Source organism: Halobacillus sp. A1-3, from assembly GCF_050971765.1.
Classification (GTDB): Bacteria; Bacillota; Bacilli; order Bacillales; family Halobacillaceae; genus Halobacillus; species Halobacillus mangrovi_B.
Window position 1 is genome coordinate 89,336 of the sequence record NZ_JBPCEO010000011.1, and the last position, 16,153, is coordinate 105,488.

19 protein-coding genes are annotated in these 16,153 nt (G+C 41.2%); 6 read left to right on the forward strand and 13 right to left on the reverse strand.

Features of this window, described 5'->3' with window-relative positions:
* Positions 1-130 precede the first annotated feature (130 nt).
* From ACRYKC_RS17895 to ACRYKC_RS17905, 3 genes are read left to right on the forward strand one after another with little or no spacing between them, the layout of a single operon-like run.
* On the forward strand, positions 131-871 hold the full coding sequence (locus ACRYKC_RS17895; protein WP_433808835.1) for a metal ABC transporter ATP-binding protein: 741 nt from the start codon (positions 131-133) through the stop codon (positions 869-871).
* Between the two features lie 3 nt (positions 872-874).
* Positions 875-1,732: a metal ABC transporter permease gene (locus tag ACRYKC_RS17900; RefSeq protein ID WP_433808837.1), complete on the forward strand. Its 858-nt coding sequence runs from the start codon at positions 875-877 to the stop codon at positions 1,730-1,732.
* 35 nt (positions 1,733-1,767) lie between these two features.
* Complete coding sequence (locus ACRYKC_RS17905) at positions 1,768-2,706, forward strand: metal ABC transporter solute-binding protein, Zn/Mn family (RefSeq protein WP_433808839.1); 939 nt, start codon at positions 1,768-1,770, stop codon at positions 2,704-2,706.
* A 75-nt stretch (positions 2,707-2,781) separates the two neighbouring features.
* Here the strand turns inward: ACRYKC_RS17905 and ACRYKC_RS17910 are convergent, their stop codons facing one another.
* The 8 genes from ACRYKC_RS17910 to ACRYKC_RS17945 form a co-directional block, all read right to left on the reverse strand.
* Positions 2,782-3,348 (reverse strand): class I SAM-dependent methyltransferase, encoded by a 567-nt coding sequence (locus ACRYKC_RS17910; RefSeq protein ID WP_433808841.1) that lies wholly within the window; start codon positions 3,346-3,348, stop codon positions 2,782-2,784.
* Positions 3,349-3,351: 3 nt separating this feature from the next.
* Positions 3,352-4,038, reverse strand: a complete 687-nt coding sequence (locus ACRYKC_RS17915; RefSeq protein WP_433808843.1) for a sulfite exporter TauE/SafE family protein — start codon at positions 4,036-4,038, stop codon at positions 3,352-3,354.
* A gap of 50 nt (positions 4,039-4,088) precedes the next feature.
* On the reverse strand, positions 4,089-4,316 hold the full coding sequence (locus ACRYKC_RS17920) for a sulfurtransferase TusA family protein (protein WP_433808845.1): 228 nt from the start codon (positions 4,314-4,316) through the stop codon (positions 4,089-4,091).
* Positions 4,317-4,336: 20 nt separating this feature from the next.
* On the reverse strand, positions 4,337-5,470 hold the full coding sequence (locus ACRYKC_RS17925) for an MBL fold metallo-hydrolase (RefSeq protein ID WP_433808847.1): 1,134 nt from the start codon (positions 5,468-5,470) through the stop codon (positions 4,337-4,339).
* Positions 5,471-5,487: 17 nt separating this feature from the next.
* The gene (locus tag ACRYKC_RS17930) at positions 5,488-5,886 is read right to left on the reverse strand and encodes a DsrE/DsrF/DrsH-like family protein (protein ID WP_433808849.1); all 399 of its coding nucleotides are present in this window, start codon (positions 5,884-5,886) and stop codon (positions 5,488-5,490) included.
* 12 nt (positions 5,887-5,898) lie between these two features.
* Entirely contained in the window at positions 5,899-6,474 is a 576-nt protein-coding gene (locus tag ACRYKC_RS17935; protein WP_433808851.1) for a sulfurtransferase TusA family protein, read from the reverse strand.
* 13 nt (positions 6,475-6,487) lie between these two features.
* The gene (locus tag ACRYKC_RS17940; protein ID WP_433808853.1) at positions 6,488-6,787 is read right to left on the reverse strand and encodes a rhodanese-like domain-containing protein; all 300 of its coding nucleotides are present in this window, start codon (positions 6,785-6,787) and stop codon (positions 6,488-6,490) included.
* Between the two features lie 378 nt (positions 6,788-7,165).
* Positions 7,166-7,885: a VCBS repeat-containing protein gene (locus ACRYKC_RS17945; protein ID WP_433808855.1), complete on the reverse strand. Its 720-nt coding sequence runs from the start codon at positions 7,883-7,885 to the stop codon at positions 7,166-7,168.
* 196 nt (positions 7,886-8,081) lie between these two features.
* On the opposite strand from ACRYKC_RS17945, the gene ACRYKC_RS17950 reads away from it, so the two are divergent.
* Positions 8,082-8,294 carry a hypothetical protein gene (locus ACRYKC_RS17950; protein WP_433808857.1) on the forward strand — a complete coding sequence of 71 codons (213 nt, stop codon included), beginning with the start codon at positions 8,082-8,084 and terminating at the stop codon, positions 8,292-8,294.
* A gap of 178 nt (positions 8,295-8,472) precedes the next feature.
* Here ACRYKC_RS17950 and ACRYKC_RS17955 read toward each other — a convergent pair whose 3' ends face one another.
* Both ACRYKC_RS17955 and ACRYKC_RS17960 read right to left on the reverse strand, forming a co-directional pair.
* Positions 8,473-8,736: a hypothetical protein gene (locus ACRYKC_RS17955; RefSeq protein WP_433808859.1), complete on the reverse strand. Its 264-nt coding sequence runs from the start codon at positions 8,734-8,736 to the stop codon at positions 8,473-8,475.
* A gap of 223 nt (positions 8,737-8,959) precedes the next feature.
* Complete coding sequence (locus ACRYKC_RS17960; RefSeq protein WP_433808861.1) at positions 8,960-10,579, reverse strand: FAD-dependent monooxygenase; 1,620 nt, start codon at positions 10,577-10,579, stop codon at positions 8,960-8,962.
* 584 nt (positions 10,580-11,163) lie between these two features.
* Between ACRYKC_RS17960 and ACRYKC_RS17965 the strand changes: the two genes are divergently transcribed.
* Positions 11,164-12,690, forward strand: a complete 1,527-nt coding sequence (locus ACRYKC_RS17965; RefSeq protein WP_433808863.1) for an amidase — start codon at positions 11,164-11,166, stop codon at positions 12,688-12,690.
* A gap of 83 nt (positions 12,691-12,773) precedes the next feature.
* Here the strand turns inward: ACRYKC_RS17965 and ACRYKC_RS17970 are convergent, their stop codons facing one another.
* Positions 12,774-13,733 carry an ATP-dependent 6-phosphofructokinase gene (locus ACRYKC_RS17970; RefSeq protein ID WP_433808865.1) on the reverse strand — a complete coding sequence of 320 codons (960 nt, stop codon included), beginning with the start codon at positions 13,731-13,733 and terminating at the stop codon, positions 12,774-12,776.
* A 312-nt stretch (positions 13,734-14,045) separates the two neighbouring features.
* Entirely contained in the window at positions 14,046-14,885 is an 840-nt protein-coding gene (locus tag ACRYKC_RS17975; protein ID WP_433808867.1) for a deoxyribonuclease IV, read from the reverse strand.
* A gap of 189 nt (positions 14,886-15,074) precedes the next feature.
* On the opposite strand from ACRYKC_RS17975, the gene ACRYKC_RS17980 reads away from it, so the two are divergent.
* Positions 15,075-15,515, forward strand: a complete 441-nt coding sequence (locus ACRYKC_RS17980) for a cell wall hydrolase (RefSeq protein WP_433808869.1) — start codon at positions 15,075-15,077, stop codon at positions 15,513-15,515.
* Positions 15,516-15,635: 120 nt separating this feature from the next.
* Here ACRYKC_RS17980 and ACRYKC_RS17985 read toward each other — a convergent pair whose 3' ends face one another.
* Positions 15,636-16,139 carry a YehS family protein gene (locus ACRYKC_RS17985; RefSeq protein ID WP_433808871.1) on the reverse strand — a complete coding sequence of 168 codons (504 nt, stop codon included), beginning with the start codon at positions 16,137-16,139 and terminating at the stop codon, positions 15,636-15,638.
* Between the last annotated feature and the right edge of the window lie 14 nt (positions 16,140-16,153).

Consider the following 16,153-nt stretch of genomic DNA (forward strand, 5'->3'; position numbering starts at 1 on the left):
AATTTTTTTACCCAAAAAGTTGCGCAAAGGAAAATTAAGTGATCTTTGCAAATAATGATGAAACTATGCCAAAGAAATGAATGCGACCTAATTTCATATACGGAACATTTATATCAAAGGAGGATAAATCATGAATCATACGGCAATCTCCATTAAAGACCTGCATGTTTCCTATTATGGAAATGAAGCAGTAAAAGGAGTTAGTTTATCTGTCAAACCCGGTAACCTGGTTGGAATTATTGGTCCAAACGGAGCCGGAAAATCAACGTTTTTAAAAGCGATGCTGAATCTTATTCCGAGGGATAAAGGTGAGGTCAAAGTACTCGGTAAAACCGTTAAAGAAGTACGGAAAAAGATCGCCTATGTTCCACAGCGAAATGATATTGACTGGGATTTTCCTATTACAGTATTAGATGCTGTTCTACTAGGTACTTACCCCAGCCTAAAGCTGTTTAGGAGACCTAAGAAAAAGGATAAAGAATGGGCAATGGAATGCCTGAAGCGCGTCGGCATGGAAGACTTCAGCAAAAGACAAATCGGTGAACTGTCAGGCGGACAGCAACAGCGTGTCTTTCTCGCCCGTGCCCTGGCGCAGAAAGCTGAATTATTTTTCCTTGATGAACCTTTTGTCGGCGTAGATGTTTCCAGTGAAGAAACGATTGTCAAAATCTTAAAAGAACTCTGTTGGCAAGGAAAAACGGTCATCGTTGTCCACCATGACCTAAGTAAAGCCAACGATTACTTTAATCAACTCATATTGTTGAACAAAGAGTTGATCAGCTACGGTGCGGTCAGTGAAGTGTTCCAGACCGATATCATAGAAAGAGCTTATCAGGGACAGTTTGCGTTTATGAAAGAGATGGGAGTGTAGATTATGGCTTTTGTTGAAGCGGTTATGCAGTATGGATTTTTACAAAAGGCGTTATTAACCTCCGTGATGGTAGGGATTATCTGTGGAGTCATCGGCTGCTTTATTATTCTCAGAGGAATGGCGCTTATGGGAGATGCCATTTCTCATGCAGTATTACCAGGAGTAGCCATTTCTTATATGTTTGGTATCAATTTCTTCTTTGGAGCTGTCTTCAGTGGTGTCCTGACAGCTATTGCGATAGGGTTCGTCAGTCAAAATAGCCGTATCAAACACGATACATCCATTGGGATTATGTTCACAGCAGCTTTCGCAGCGGGGATAATCATCATAACGATGCTGAAAAGCAGTACGGACTTATACCATATTCTGTTTGGTAACGTGCTGGCTGTCCGCTCATCAGATATGTGGATTACTCTGGGAATCGGACTTTTTGTGCTAGCAGCGGTCTACCTCTTTTATAAAGAACTCCTGGTTACATCGTTTGATGAAACAATGGGTGCAGCATACGGCTTGCCTGTCCGGTTGATTCATTATTTCCTTATGACTTTGCTGACAATGGTTACCGTCGCCTCCCTGCAAACCGTTGGAATTGTATTGGTTGTAGCGATGTTAATCACCCCAGCAGCTGCTGCCTACCTTTTAACCGACCGTTTATGGGTAATGATATTTCTTGCCGCAGGGATCGGAGTCATTTCCTCTGTTGTCGGCCTATACTTTAGCTTCACTTACAACCTGGCTTCAGGGGCAACGATTGTTATTTCAGCCACTGCCATATTCGTTCTCATCTTCCTATTCTCTCCGAAGCATGGATTGCTATGGAAAATGTTGAAAGTCAGAAAGAAAAGAGCTTCACTTATTTAACTTTAAATACATTTTAATTTCAGGAGGAAAATCAAATGAAGAAATTCTTACTTTTAGCCACAACTCTTTTCACACTTATGATGTTAGCTGCATGCGGTGGTCAGGAAGCTAACGGAAATTCTCAAGAAGATGATGGAAAAGTTCAAGTCGTAACCACCTACTCTATTGTCTACGACATCGTTAAAAATGTAGGGGGAGATTTAGTTGACATTCATAGCTTGGCACCAATCGGATCAAACCCGCATGAGTATGACCCACTACCGGAAGATGTACAGAAAACAACCGATGCGGACGCTGTTTTCTATAACGGCTTAAACTTGGAAGCAGGAAACTCATGGTTTGACAATCTGATGGAGACGGCTGGAAAAGACGGTGATGACGCACCTGTTTTCCTTATGAGTGAAGGAGTCGAGGCAATGTATTTAACAACAGAAGGTAACGAAGGAGAAGAAGACCCCCACGCCTGGCTGGATATCCGTAACGGCATTAAATATGCGGAAAACGCAAGAGATGGACTGATCAAAGCAGACCCAGAAAACAAAGAAGTTTATGAAAAAAATGCCGAGAAGTATATTGCGAAACTTCAAGAATTGCATGACAAAGCTGTAAAACAATTCAAAGAAATTCCTGAAGAAGAACGTGTACTTGTGACGAGTGAAGGAGCATTCAAATATTTCAGCGACGCTTATGGATTCCAGGCCGAATACATCTGGGAAATTAACCAGGAAAACCAGGGGACTCCAAATCAAATCACCAGAATTGTAGATATCATCAATGAGAAAGAACTCACAGGTTTATTCTTGGAAACGAGTATTGACGCTCGAAGCATGGAAGCTGTCTCTGCAGAAACAGATGTCCCTATTAGAGGCAAAGTGTTTACAGATTCTCTAGCGGAGCCGGGTGAAGACGGAGATACCTACATTGATATGATGGAATGGAACATTAAGACGATTAAAGAAGGATTGAGTCAGTAATCAAAAAGCTGCCAAAACCAGTGAGAACTGGTTTTGACAGCTTCTTTTTATATGGTTTAACTGAATTCGCCTTCTTTAAATTGTTGCTTTTATCGCATAACTTGCTTCATTCCAGGGAACCAACTGTGCCTCAAACCCGCTTTCTCTCATTACCTTGAGCATTTCTTGAGAAGATACACGGTGATGAATAGGCGGCCCTGATTCCGTCTCTACTGCTTCCCAGTCCACTACCATAAGCTTTCCTCCTGGGTACAGAATCCGTTTTATTTCATTCAGCGCTTGCGTTAAACTGCCCACCTCATGGAGAACAAAAGCGGCTATGACTTTACTTACAGACTTATTTTCTAAGCTTATTTTCTCTAGATCACTTACTACATAGCGAATATTACCGAGCTGCTCCTGCTCTACACGCTGCTTTAATAATTCAAGCATCTTTGGTTCAAGATCAACAGCATAAACGTTCTGTTTTGTCCGTTTCGCCAGGGGGAGTGTGAAAAATCCATTTCCTGCTCCTAAATCTGCTATCACATCTTCTTTATTAACACCCAGTTGATCAATAATCTTCTCAGGCTGTAGATTCTCTATTCTTTCCTCACTTAACAGACGGTCTGCTTTACTTGGATTGAATTTTTTCTCTGACATTTTTTATCCAAGCGGTGATGCAATCAGACTGGCAACGATCATAACGACGGCTGGGATAAACAGTACTTGTCCTGTTAAAACTTTTCCCGTTGTTGCTCCTATGGAGGAAATAAACGTGATCGCAAGAGAGGAAGCAATCGTCATCCGTGTCGGGATCTTTAGAACGAGCAGCATAATGGGTACAAGAATAAAGGCTCCAGCAGCCCCTACAATTCCTGCTCCAACGCCTACTAAGAAAGCGGAACCAGCGGCGATCCATTTGTTGAAGGTCACTTCCTCAAATGCTACGTCGTCGATATCTTTCTTCGGGATAAACATCATGATCGCAGCTGTTATGGCGAGAATTCCATAAACCAGGTTGACTGCTTCATATGTCATCAGCCTCGATCCATAGCCACCAATAAAACTTCCGATCAAAATAGTGATACCCATATAAAGAATCAGCTTCTTGTTTAAATAACCGCCCTTTCGATAAGCCCACACACCACCGATGGTTGCAAATAGCACTTGAACCGCACTGATGCCGGCAACTTCATGGGCAGTAAAAGCGGATAGACCAAGCATTGAGGGGATGTACAGAAGCATCGGATATTTAATGATCGATCCTCCAATCCCGACCATCCCTGATATAAAAGAACCGACAAAACCGATGAGAAAGATGATGATGAAAAAGTAAATAGTATAATCCATACGTTTCACCTACTCAAATAAATGAGGACCCGTACTCCGGGTCCTTTTTGTTATCCTTTTTTAATCCAGAACTTCAAAACATCGTCTTCTTCTGTATTTTTAAGAAGTTCATGACTGCCAGAGTTTACCCAGGAAGAAATGTCACTTTTGGCTCCTTTGTCTGTTGCATGAACTTCTAATACTTCCCCTGAATTCATTTGCTCTATCGTTTTTTTCGTTTTAACAATCGGCATTGGGCATGCGAGACCTTTAGCATCTAACACTTTATTGGATTCCATAATGTTTCTCCTCCTTTTATTTAACCGTGGACGGCACAGCGATTTGGCCCTGTTTCCATTTCTCTCTGTTTTTCATCCTCAGGGTTTTCTTTGCCCATGTTGGTTTTACGGATCCGTTCATACTCATTTGGCTGTGGCGGTAGGTTATCTGTAACCATTTTTCTGAACTTCTCTTCATCTTCCACTTGAAGACCAGCATTTTTCTCGTAAAGATCGCCGAGGCGAGCAGAAACTTGTCCACCTTTACCGAGTTCTTTTGCAAACGAATAATGAGCAGGCAGAACTACTAAATCATCAGATAGATCTTTGTAACGCTGATAAAGCGTCTCACGGAGATCTCCTACCCAATCTTCTGCTTTTCCAGCTAAATCGGGACGACCAATGGACTCAACAAAAAGAATGTCCCCTGTAAGAAGATATTGATCATCAATGATCAGGGATGTGCTCCCAATCGTATGGCCCGGAGAGTAGATAGGCTGTACTTTTACAGTCGTCTCGCCAACAACAATGTCATTACCTTCTTCAAGAGGCGAGTAATCAAAGGTAACTTCCTCTGCATCTTTCGGTGGAAGATAATACGTTCCATTGACTTTATCTGCAAGTTTTTTTCCACCAGAAATATGATCGGCATGCAAGTGAGTATCAATCAAGTATTTAATCTTCACGCCTTTTTCCTTCGCAAAGTTTTCATAAATGTCGATCATGCGATTTGTATCAACGATCGCTGCTTCTCCATTCGATTCAATGAAATAGGAAAGACAGCCTTTGCCTAAACGTACAAATTGATAAAGACTTCCTCCTCCATTCAAATCCGCCACTTTTGTGGGTTCTAAATGTTCACTCCAGGCTTGCATCCCGCCTTCTAGCGAATGAACATCTGTATATCCGGCTTTATCGAGTTCTTCTGCAACCATCTGTGAAGAGTTGCCTTTAGCACAGACGACGATGACTTCTTTATCTTTCTGCAAATTCTTATCTACGGCTTGAACGTCATCCAGTAAATTAAAGTATGGTTCATTAATTACGTCTACTTTTCCGCCTTCAATTTTCCATTCGTCAAATTCGTCCGTATTACGAACATCGAGAATCAATGTTTCTTCATGATTGACCACTTTCTTTGCGAGTTCTTCTGTTGTCATAGTTTGAACAGTCATAGTTAACCTCCTTCGCTTTAGAATGTTAAGGAAATATTGGCATCTTTCGCATAATCAATATAGGAAGCCGCGCCACCGACTTCAATTCCTTCGACAAAATCATCTTTTTCCAAACTCATGACATCCATCGTCATTTGGCAGGCAATCAGCTTAATATCCAATTCTTGCGCAATTCCCACTAGTTCTTCAATGGAAGGTACATTTGCTTTTTCAAATCCTTCCTGAAAATGCTCCTTCCCTTCTGGAAGTGGCAAGTTTTTGTGTCCTTCCTTGTGGATCAGGTTCAATCCTTCAAATGTGAAGAAAATTCCCACCTCTGCATCAGACGCTGCCGCTGCTGTTGCCACATTAAAAACTTTGTACGCATCAAATAGATTTCCGTTCGCTGCAATAATTGCTACTTTCGTATTTGTCATTGTCTATTCCTCCTATAAATGGTTTTTTTCTGTCGATCCTTGCCATTCAGCCATACCTGGGACGACATTCTTCACATTTTTATATCCTTTATACGCCAACTTCTGAGCTGCCAGGTCGCTACGGCTCCCTGTACGGCAGATGACGTGGATCTCATCCTCTTGATTTAACTCGTCAAAACGTTCTTCTAATTCGCCTAGCGGAATATTGACTGCCCCTGGAATATGACCGAACGCATACTCGGCAGGTTCACGGACATCCAAAATCGAAACATTCTTCTCGCCGTCTACTTTTCTACGAAGATCTTCAAGGTTTAGGATATCCTCATGCTTCTTCTCTTCTGAGGATTCTGCCTCACTGGCTTTTCTGATATAGTGTTTCAACACATCTCTATCTTCGGTCGTGCCAAGGTATTGATGCCCTGTACTTTCACACCATGCTTTGATATCAGCTGTAGATCCTTTGTCTGTTGCCTGCACTTCAATCACATGACCTGGGTCAAGGTTCTTAATTGCCTTTTTGGTTCTGACAATCGGCATCGGACATGCCAGACCTTTCGCATCCAGAGTTTCATTCGCCGTTACACTCATCCTGTACCCTCCTTTATTTCTTCAGATCACCTTTCCAGTCCAGCATACCGCCTACCATGTTTCTCACATCATATCCTTGCTCTTCCAAAAACTCGCTTGCTTTACCGCTTCTGCCCCCAGAACGGCAAACCATAATGTGTTCTTTGGAAGAATCAATTTCATCCAGATGGTTCGGCAGTTCACCTAATGGAATGTGACGGGCACCTGGAATCATTCCTTCAGCCACTTCCTCGTCTTCCCGAACATCGATGATGCTTACAGGCACTTTGCTTTTCATTCTTTTAGAGACTTCTTCAGGCTTGATTTCCTTCATTTTCTTACCTCCTAAGATAACCATTTTTCATTATCCCCAACTGGTTTCAGTTTATTTCTATTACATATAGAGGTTATTTAACTTTTTTCAATTATAAAGCGTTCATTTTTAAACGATTACGGGTACCGGTACTAAAATTGTTATAAAAAATAGGCTTCTTTAAATGGAGTTTAAAAATGCCTTGGTTTTCGTATTCCCATTACAATTTTAGTTAAACCAATAATTACCTTTTTAAATAAAGTAAACCATAAGATCCCCTTTTAAAATGAAATGATCCCTATGTACGTTAAATCTCAGGCTTGTCATAAATCGGTCATAAAAAAAGAGAGTTAACATTACTCTCCAACACAGCTATTATTAGAATGTACATGCAGTTTATTATTGAGAACCGAAAATAGCCAAGTCCTGATAGTCTAAAGCAAACATATAGCCGTTCCACTTTAATCTATTTTGAATATAGCCTAAAGAATCAGCATGGTATTTTCCAGCTATTTGTTGATAAACCAATAACTCATATAATTTATTTGCATCAAAGTCTACTGGATATAAGCCGCTTATTGGGTCTACCCACCCGTTGATAGGTGTGATCAGTTTCCCATCGGTATTGTAAATTTCGTTTAAATAATCAGGCACTCGGAGAGATAGGTCGATTATATATTTTGTATTATTCAGTTTGCTTAAAACTTCAACTTTGTAATAATCTTTATAAGTAACTTTATATTGATACCTCTTGTTATATACATCAGAGTCGAACAACAGAAGCGGTGTGTTATGAACGAAAGAATAAATATAATTATACGTCGTGCCGCCACTTCCGCCAGAAGGAATGGTAAGTAAAATATCCCTTACTCCGTCTTCTGTAAAATCTCCCAAGAACACCATCGGGTCATATCCCATATTTTCTTTCAGGGGAATACTGATATATCTTCCTGTCGCTCCATCCTGAACAACAAGGGTCATATTTTGAATAATGGAAACATCGGATTGTTTGAAGCCCGTCACATACACATGATCCGGGATATGGTCCCCATTTACATCTCCCCTTGCAAAAGCGACCACTCCTGAATTTCTCATGGTTGGATTAGCATAGACATTCATTATAAAAGGCTCCCTGCATAAATTTGATTGATGCGTTACCTTATGCGATACATGATACACCTGTTCACTCCAGTTAATGATTATCGCTGTATTAAGACCTCCTAGATGAATCTTCTTCTTATTTTCGACCCTTCATAATCATACAGGCACCCGGAACTCTCTATTTTTATAGTATAAATGAGAAGGAGTGTCTGCTATGACATGGCAACAGAAAATTCAATACTTTATCGGGCAGCCTGTTGGAGTATCATTCGTAAATGGTCAAGGGACTTCAGGCATATTATGTGGGGTCTCTGATGGAAAACTTCTTGTGATCGAATATCTCTATCAAGCACAATTCGCATTGAAACAGTACGATATTTATTCGATCCAGGATGTTCACGGTTTTCCACTTTGTCCTAACCAATAGCCGCCCTAATTGATACCAATCTCTTTGAAAGGATGCATAGAAGGAGTAGGGCTTTGACCATTAAGTGGATATGAAAATGGGCTGTTTCCCCGGCTCATTTTCAGGAGATATTTAAGAAGATAGATAAAAGAAGGGGTTGTAGTGAGGTTGTATGGTTAGAGCCGTAGTTCTTATGCGGTTAAAGAGTTATAGTTTTATGAGGTTTGCTGAAGTGACTAGTCCCTCCGCTGCCCACTAATACCTCGCCATGTTTTGGAAAAATCACTAGCCTTCTTGAGCCATCATTGAGTAAAAGTTCCACTTCCGCACGGTCAGCTAAGGCAACATATATTACATAGCCAGTTGGAGAAAGAGTTGTTTTCCAATTATCATCAAATTCTGCCCTTGCTACACGGTTTGAGTAGGACTGATTGATCAGTCTTTTGTCGTGAGATTTTTTCATTTTTGTTTTACCTCCTTTTGCTAAAAGTGAATGGTTCACTATATAGTATTTACCATTAAAAAATCCGTATGGACAACGATACATACGGAAATAACGCGGGTGTTCGTTTAGGTAACCCTCCCTATATAGCAAGTCATCTGAAAAGAACATCCTCTGAAAATCCTCTTTCTCCACAAAAATAAAACAGCCGCCACACTTTAATGAAAGCGTGACGGCGCGGATATTAGCTAAAGTATCTCCTTAGTTTTTTCAGGGTCTGTTCAGGTTCTGAAGCCCATTCATGAAAGGCGACGTGACCATCTGGACGAATGAGGAGGGTACTTCCTTTTTTCATACCGAGTTTCTTCTCCAGGTGTCTGTGCACATCGTAAATAATGGGAAGTTCATCTCCATTGGTCAGAACCGTGCCTCCTTTTGCAACAAGGAAGATCTTCAAAAGATCAGGATAGTTTTCTTTCGCCATTTTTGATAGAGTGTAGGCGTGATTAATAAGGGCCTCGTCCTGGGTATCGATATAGATGAAGCAAAGGAGCCCATGCCTTCGGATCAATGGATACACACTTTTGTCGTTGGTTCCATCAAAGAATAAGAGATGGTCAGGGACACGCTCTCCCGCTTGAAGGGCTTCTTTCGATAGAGAAGAATCCTTTAACTCCTTGTTACGGGACGTATCTTCATATTCGTTATAGATATGAGATAGGTGGTGCGCGATTTTCTTTTGAACCCAATCTTGGGTTAACGCCGCCTTCCCTGTCCAGTTCCGAACTTTTCCTTGAGCACCTTGTAAATCAATGACTTTAAGCATCCGGGCGGTTTCTTTGAGTACATCCATGCCGATTGGTGAACGTTCATGATGATAACTGTCCAAAAAGGCGTCATCCGCATACCCCTTAAGCACCACATCCAGCTTCCATCCAAGGTTCGCCGCATCTTCCAGTCCAAGGTTCATCCCCTGTCCACCTAAAGGGTTGTGGATGTGAGCTGCATCCCCAATGAAAAATACTCTGCCTTTCCGATAATTGGGCACCTGTCTATGGGCGGTGCCAAAGTAGGAGAGCCATTTAGGGTTTTCGACTTGATAAGGCTCCGATAAAATCGTGTCCAGACTCTCCTGTAATTCATCTAACGTCAGGTCATCTTTGTGAGGAAGGCCCTGCTTGCCACGATTAAGCCCCACGACCCGGTAACTGCCGTCTTTATATGGGAAAAAGGCGACGGCACCCCGATCGTTCAGATGCATGTTAATATAAATCTCGTTTAGTGAAGGTACGTCAACATCACCTAAGAAGAATGTATAGCCTTCATCCTCTCCTTCAAAGGCCACGTCCAAATCCTGACGAACCTTACTATGTGCACCATCGCAAGCTAACAAGTATTTGGCAAAATACTTCTTCAGTTCCCCTTGATGCATAGCATTGACATACACACCTTTGTCGCCTTCCAGTACTTCCACAACTTCATGCTCCCGGCTAACCTTCCCGCCTAAAGTAGATAAATGCTCCTCTAATATTTCTTCCGTTTCGCTCTGAGGAATGATAAGGAGGTATGGATATCTACTTTCAATATGATACAACTCTACCAGCGAGGGATTTTCTCCACCTAAATGCAGCTTGGAACCTGGCCCAGGGTAGCCTCGTTTCAAAAACGATTGATGAACGCCCAGGAGTTCAAACATTTCAAGTGCTCTTGCCTGGATTCCAAGGGCTTTCGAAAGCTCGGAAGGTCCCGCTCTTTTCTCTAAACAGAGGAAATCTACACCTCTTTTCTGTAACTCATTGGCTGCCATAAGCCCTGCTGGTCCTGCTCCAATGATCAGTACATCGGTTTCAATTACGGAAGTCATTTGAAGTGCTCCTTTCATTCGCTTGATCGCTTCATATAATTTAGCGGTTACGCACGATTGCCATTACTGAAACGTCTCCGATAAGAAACCACTGACCGCATGCAGGAACCAGGGTCAGTAGGTTGGTTATTCGCTTTAATCGGTCTTTTTAACCGTAAGAATTATTCCATGCGCTTAAAATAGATAGAAAAATTGTAAATCTATCATAATACGATACCCGTAATTGCTCTTCTCATGCTCCCATGGACATATTCAAAAAGTAGATTTTTATATAAAGTCTCCTTCAGAATTGAACCCTACTCTTTCTTCAAAGATATTCACTCTACTAAAAGACAGGGTTCAACAATAATTTTACAGAATTTTCAAAATTTATAGTTGACGGTATTCTTCATTTACCTTTATATTTAAATTGGTAAAGTATTCAAGTGTTTATAAACCCTTCAACAATAGCTTCTTTTTCATTTTAAGTACACTCCTCAGATCTTCACATAAATGACACATCAAGGTTTTACTACTAAGATCCATTTGTCCTGTTGAAAGTTTTGTAGAGTACAGTAAATCTATCTTTTCAAGGAGGAATTGGAATGACCGTTAGAAAACCGACGATTGAACAATTAATGGAGATTGCAGAGAGTTTTAACATGAATATGACGACAGAGGATTTAAAGACTTACCAACAGTTAATGGACGGCCCAATTCAATCTTACAATCGGTTAAGTCAATTAGTTGAACCAACCCTCCCCGTTGAATATCCTCGAACACCAGGGTATCGACCATCCCCCGAAGAAAATGAATACAATGCCTGGTACTGGAAAACATCTATCAAGGGAAGTTCTTCCGGAAAATTAGCAGGCAAAAAAATAGTTTTAAAAGATAATATCAGTCTTTCAGGAGTACCCATGATGAACGGGTCATCCATGTTGGAAGGATTTGTGCCAGACGAAGATGCGACCATTGTAACCAGAATATTGGATGAGGGTGGTGAAATTGTTGGTAAGGCGGTCTGTGAGGACTTTTGTCTTTCAGGTGGAAGTCACACCTCAGCCACTGGGCCAGTATTAAACCCGCATGATCCCAGACGCTCAACAGGCGGATCCTCTAGTGGAAGTGCTGCACTCGTTGCTGCGGGAGAAGTAGACATGGCCATTGGAGGTGATCAAGGAGGTTCGATTCGAATGCCGAGCTCATGGTGTGGGGTATATGGATTAAAGCCTACGTTCGGACTCGTCCCTTACACGGGAATTTTCCCAATCGAACAAACCATTGATCACACTGGTCCCATCGCAAGAAGTGTTGAAGACGTCGCCCTAATGCTTGAAGTCATTGCAGGACCGGACAACCTTGATCCAAGGCAATCAGGTCTGGAAGCAAAACCATACTCTGAAGCCCTGACAGGGAATGCCCAGGGTCTTAAGATCGGAATCATAAGCGAAGGTTTTAATTGGAAAGGACTTTCTGAAGAAGATGTAGATCTGTTCGTTAACCAAGCCGCTCAATCCTTAGCAGATGCAGGGGCAACTGTAGAAGAAGTCTCTATCCCTATGCATCGTGACGGAATTCATATTTGGAATGTCGTGGGCACAGAAGGATTAACGTCCAGCATGGTCAAAGAAAACGGAATGGGCACCAATTGGAAGGGGCATTATAGCACAAGGCTTTTAGATGCTTATGGAAAAGCGAAGAAGACAAAAGCCGATGAATTCTCAGAAACAGTAAAAATGACGGTTTTACTCGGAGAGTATATGCAAAACCACTATAACGGGAAGTATTACGCGATCGCCCAAAACCTTGTTAGAAAATTAAAAGCCGCCTATGATGACGCACTGGAAACGTATGATATCCTTGTGCTGCCAACTACTCCAATGAAACCGACAGAAATTCCTTCACCGAATGCGCAAAAGGACGAAGTTATTATGCGTGCCCTTGAGATGATCCCGAACACCGCGCCATTTAATTTAACAGGACACCCGGCCATGAACGTCCCATGTGGAAAATCGAAAGGGCTGCCTGTCGGAATGATGCTTGTCGGCCGAATAGGAGAAGATGAGACTGTATTGCAAGCCGCCCATGCCTACCAAGCTACTCATGAGCGGATTTCAGTTACATCATAACGGCAAAATGCAAAGGAGTTAGAGCTGAACTTTTTCATTCAGCTCTAACTCCTTGTTACATAAGAAAACTTTACTTTTCACCTTTATAGAGACAATCTTCCAGACAACTGATACATGGCTTCATCTATTCGAAACTCTTGTGAAAAAACCTCATCTAAATCATAGTACACTGGCTGGTTATTCTTCATCCCTACCAATTTCCCTACTTCATCATTGATTAGTAAATCTACCGCATAGGCGCCTAACCGACTGGCTAAAACTCTATCTCTTGCGGTAGGAGATCCTCCACGCTGTGTATGGCCAAGCACAGTGACACGCGATTCGATCCCTGCCTCTTCTTTCAATTTGGCATTGAGATCGATTCCAGCCACACTTCCTTCTGCTACGATAATAATGCTGTATCTTCTCTCGGCCCCATTCCCACTCTTTACCTGATCTAAAATACTCTCTACATCCTCTTTCTTTTCGGGAATGACTATACTTTCAGCCCCACCAGCTATACCAGAGTATAGAGCTAAGTTCCCTGTATCCTTCCCGGCAACTTCAATAATCGATGTTTTTTCATGCGATGAAGCTGTATCACGAATGCGGTCAATGTAATCAATAACCGTATTTAAAGCTGTATCAAAACCTATCGTTTCCTCTACCCCCGGGATATCATTGTCAATTGTTGCAGGAATGCCGATACACGGAAAGCCTCTACTGGCTAGAGATTGGGTTACACTTAACGCCTCTTTACCCCCAACGACAACGAGAGCGTCTATTTCTAACTTTTTCAGATTTTCAATGGCCTTATTTTGGCCATCCTCCGTAGAAATTTCTCCAGTTATGTAAGATTGTAGTACAGTTCCTCCTCGCTGCAGGATAGAACCTACAGACACCGCATCCAATCTCTCAATAGATTCGTTTAATAATCCCTGGAATCCATACTTAACCCCAACCATCTCTATGTCATAATATAAACCTGATCTTACAACAGCACGTATAGCTGCATTCATTCCTGGAGCATCTTCTCCGCTTGTTAAGACACCAATTCTATTCATTGCATTCACTCTCTTTCCTTTACCACATCGTTGATAGCTATTCTATACTTTATTAGTTTCTGCAACAAGAGCGTGAATTGGAGGACAAAGGTAGAAATCGATAGAAACTTTGCAAACGAAGCTAAGCATTTACTTAATTCTTGTAAGTGAGAATGTTAAATAACAGTATGTTTTTAGATGTCCTTGAAAAAATTGCGCATTAAAATAATTTGTTAAAAAAATAAATCTATCTGCTTTCAATGAGGACGTAGGAAGTCTTTTACGAACGATTGAACCTGCAAAATAGTGGATCAAGCAGAGCGAGTACTTAAATTAAACCGCCCCCCACCTCTGTTGTAACTGTTGAATCTCTTTTTTATGGGACACTACTTCTTTTGGAGTTTCTAAAATAAATGGAATATTTTCTATAAGGCGTGATTCCATTACCTGAGAGAATTGTTCTTCCTTAATATACCCAGCATCAAAAATATTCGCGTGGCGATCTTTTCCACTACCTGTGTCGTATTTAGAATTGTTGAGATGGAAAACGACTAAGTGTTCAAAGTAATCTAGTTCTACCCCTTTTTCTAATAATTGCTTCCAATTATCACCGTTCCATAGTCCGCTTGCAAATGCATGGCACGTATCAAAGCAGTAACCGATCTTTTCTGGGTAGTCACATAATTTCCGGAGTTGGACGAGTTCTTCCAAAGCTGTCCCCATCGTTCCCGGCTTTCCCGCCATATTTTCCAGCAGGATCTTACATTCCCCCTCCCACTGACAGAGCACATGGTTCAGTACCTCTAACATTAATCGATAACTGGCAAGTGGATCATCCCTGAATATGTTTTTTCCAAAATGGACAACTACTCCCAGGGACCCACAGGCTTCAGCTATTTCTAAATCACTCAATAGAGAGACAATCACCTGTTCTTTTTTCTTATTATCAGCAGGAGTTAACGTGGTAGGGTATGGCGTATGGGCTACAGATACGATCTCCTTTTCCGTACAGAATTCTTTGCACATTTTCGCGTCCTCTTTATCAAACGATTTGACCGATAAACTTCTTGGATTCTTCGGAAAGTATTGAAACGCAGCAGCGTTAAAAGATGCTGCTTGTTTTGCCGCCCCTAAATAGCCGTTCTTAATCGAAACATGACTGCCAAAAATCATTTAAATCCTCCGTCCTCGTAGTTAGAAGGTAAGATTTTGTTAGTTTATCCAACCTGTATAAAGTCATTACTTGTAGAAGTATTAAATGCCTCCTATAGAGCTCTTCCTTAAGAAACTTATGAGGTGCAGGATATTATGGAAGCATTTTTAGAGCCTTTTTTCATACAATTTCTTTAGAGGTGATGATCCATGCCAAGAGTACAATATACGGACAAAGATGTAGCTTTAATGGCAAGAATGATGAGGGCTGAAGCAGAAGGAGAAGGAAGATTAGGGATGCTCATGGTTGGTAACGTAATTGTAAATCGGCGAAAAGCAGATTGTTTAGATTTTAAAGGTTTAAAATCAATACGGGATGTTATTTTTCAAGTGCAAGGAGGCAACTTTTCTTTTGAAGCAGTCCAAAAAGGGAACGTTTTTTATAACCGAGCAAGAAGTTTTGAAAAAAGATTAGCCAAACAAAATTTAAACTATTGGCGACAACATCCGTCCAAGTATGCACTTTGGTATTTTAACCCGTATGGTCAATGTCCATCTACATGGTACGGTCAGCCATTCACAGGACAATTTAAACAACATTGTTACTACGAACCAGAGGCTGGTACGTGTCCAGGGGCGTATAGATGGTAAAGAAAATAGATCCGAACAGTTGGAGTAGAAAAAACAGATCCCAAGACATAAAGAAGATCGCCCATTCTTATGTCATGAGATCTGTTTTTTTAGATGAAGCTATTTTCTCTACCTACTGTCTTATCCCCTATATTTTATCGTTAACCCTTTTAAGAAATTTCTAGTGTATTGATCCCCGAATTGTTTGTAATTTTTGTGCCCTTCTTTTCTCAATAACGCGCTTACTTCCCCTTTAGTTATCTTAACGCCAGCTTCATCTAGAATATCGATAATATCCTCACTCGTTAACTTCAAGGCAATTTTCACTTTTTTCAGCATGACGTTATTCACGCTGGATTGGTTCTTAATCGAACGGTCTGGTTTATTCGGCTGGCCGGGTTTCGGTGGTTGTGGGCCTCGTTTAAACGTAATGAAGCCATTTAGAAAGGACTCTAATGTGCTATTTGTGCATTTCAAATGTTCTTCTTCACTTTCTTCTTCGTCAAAGTCATCGGATCTGGTAAGTAGCTTTGACAGTTCTTCCCTTGTTAGATCAACGCCGCCAAGTTTGAAAATTTCGATCATATCTTGATCTTTAATATCTAATGCGTATCTTAATCGAATTAATATATCATTATTATCCATGTAAAAACCTCCAA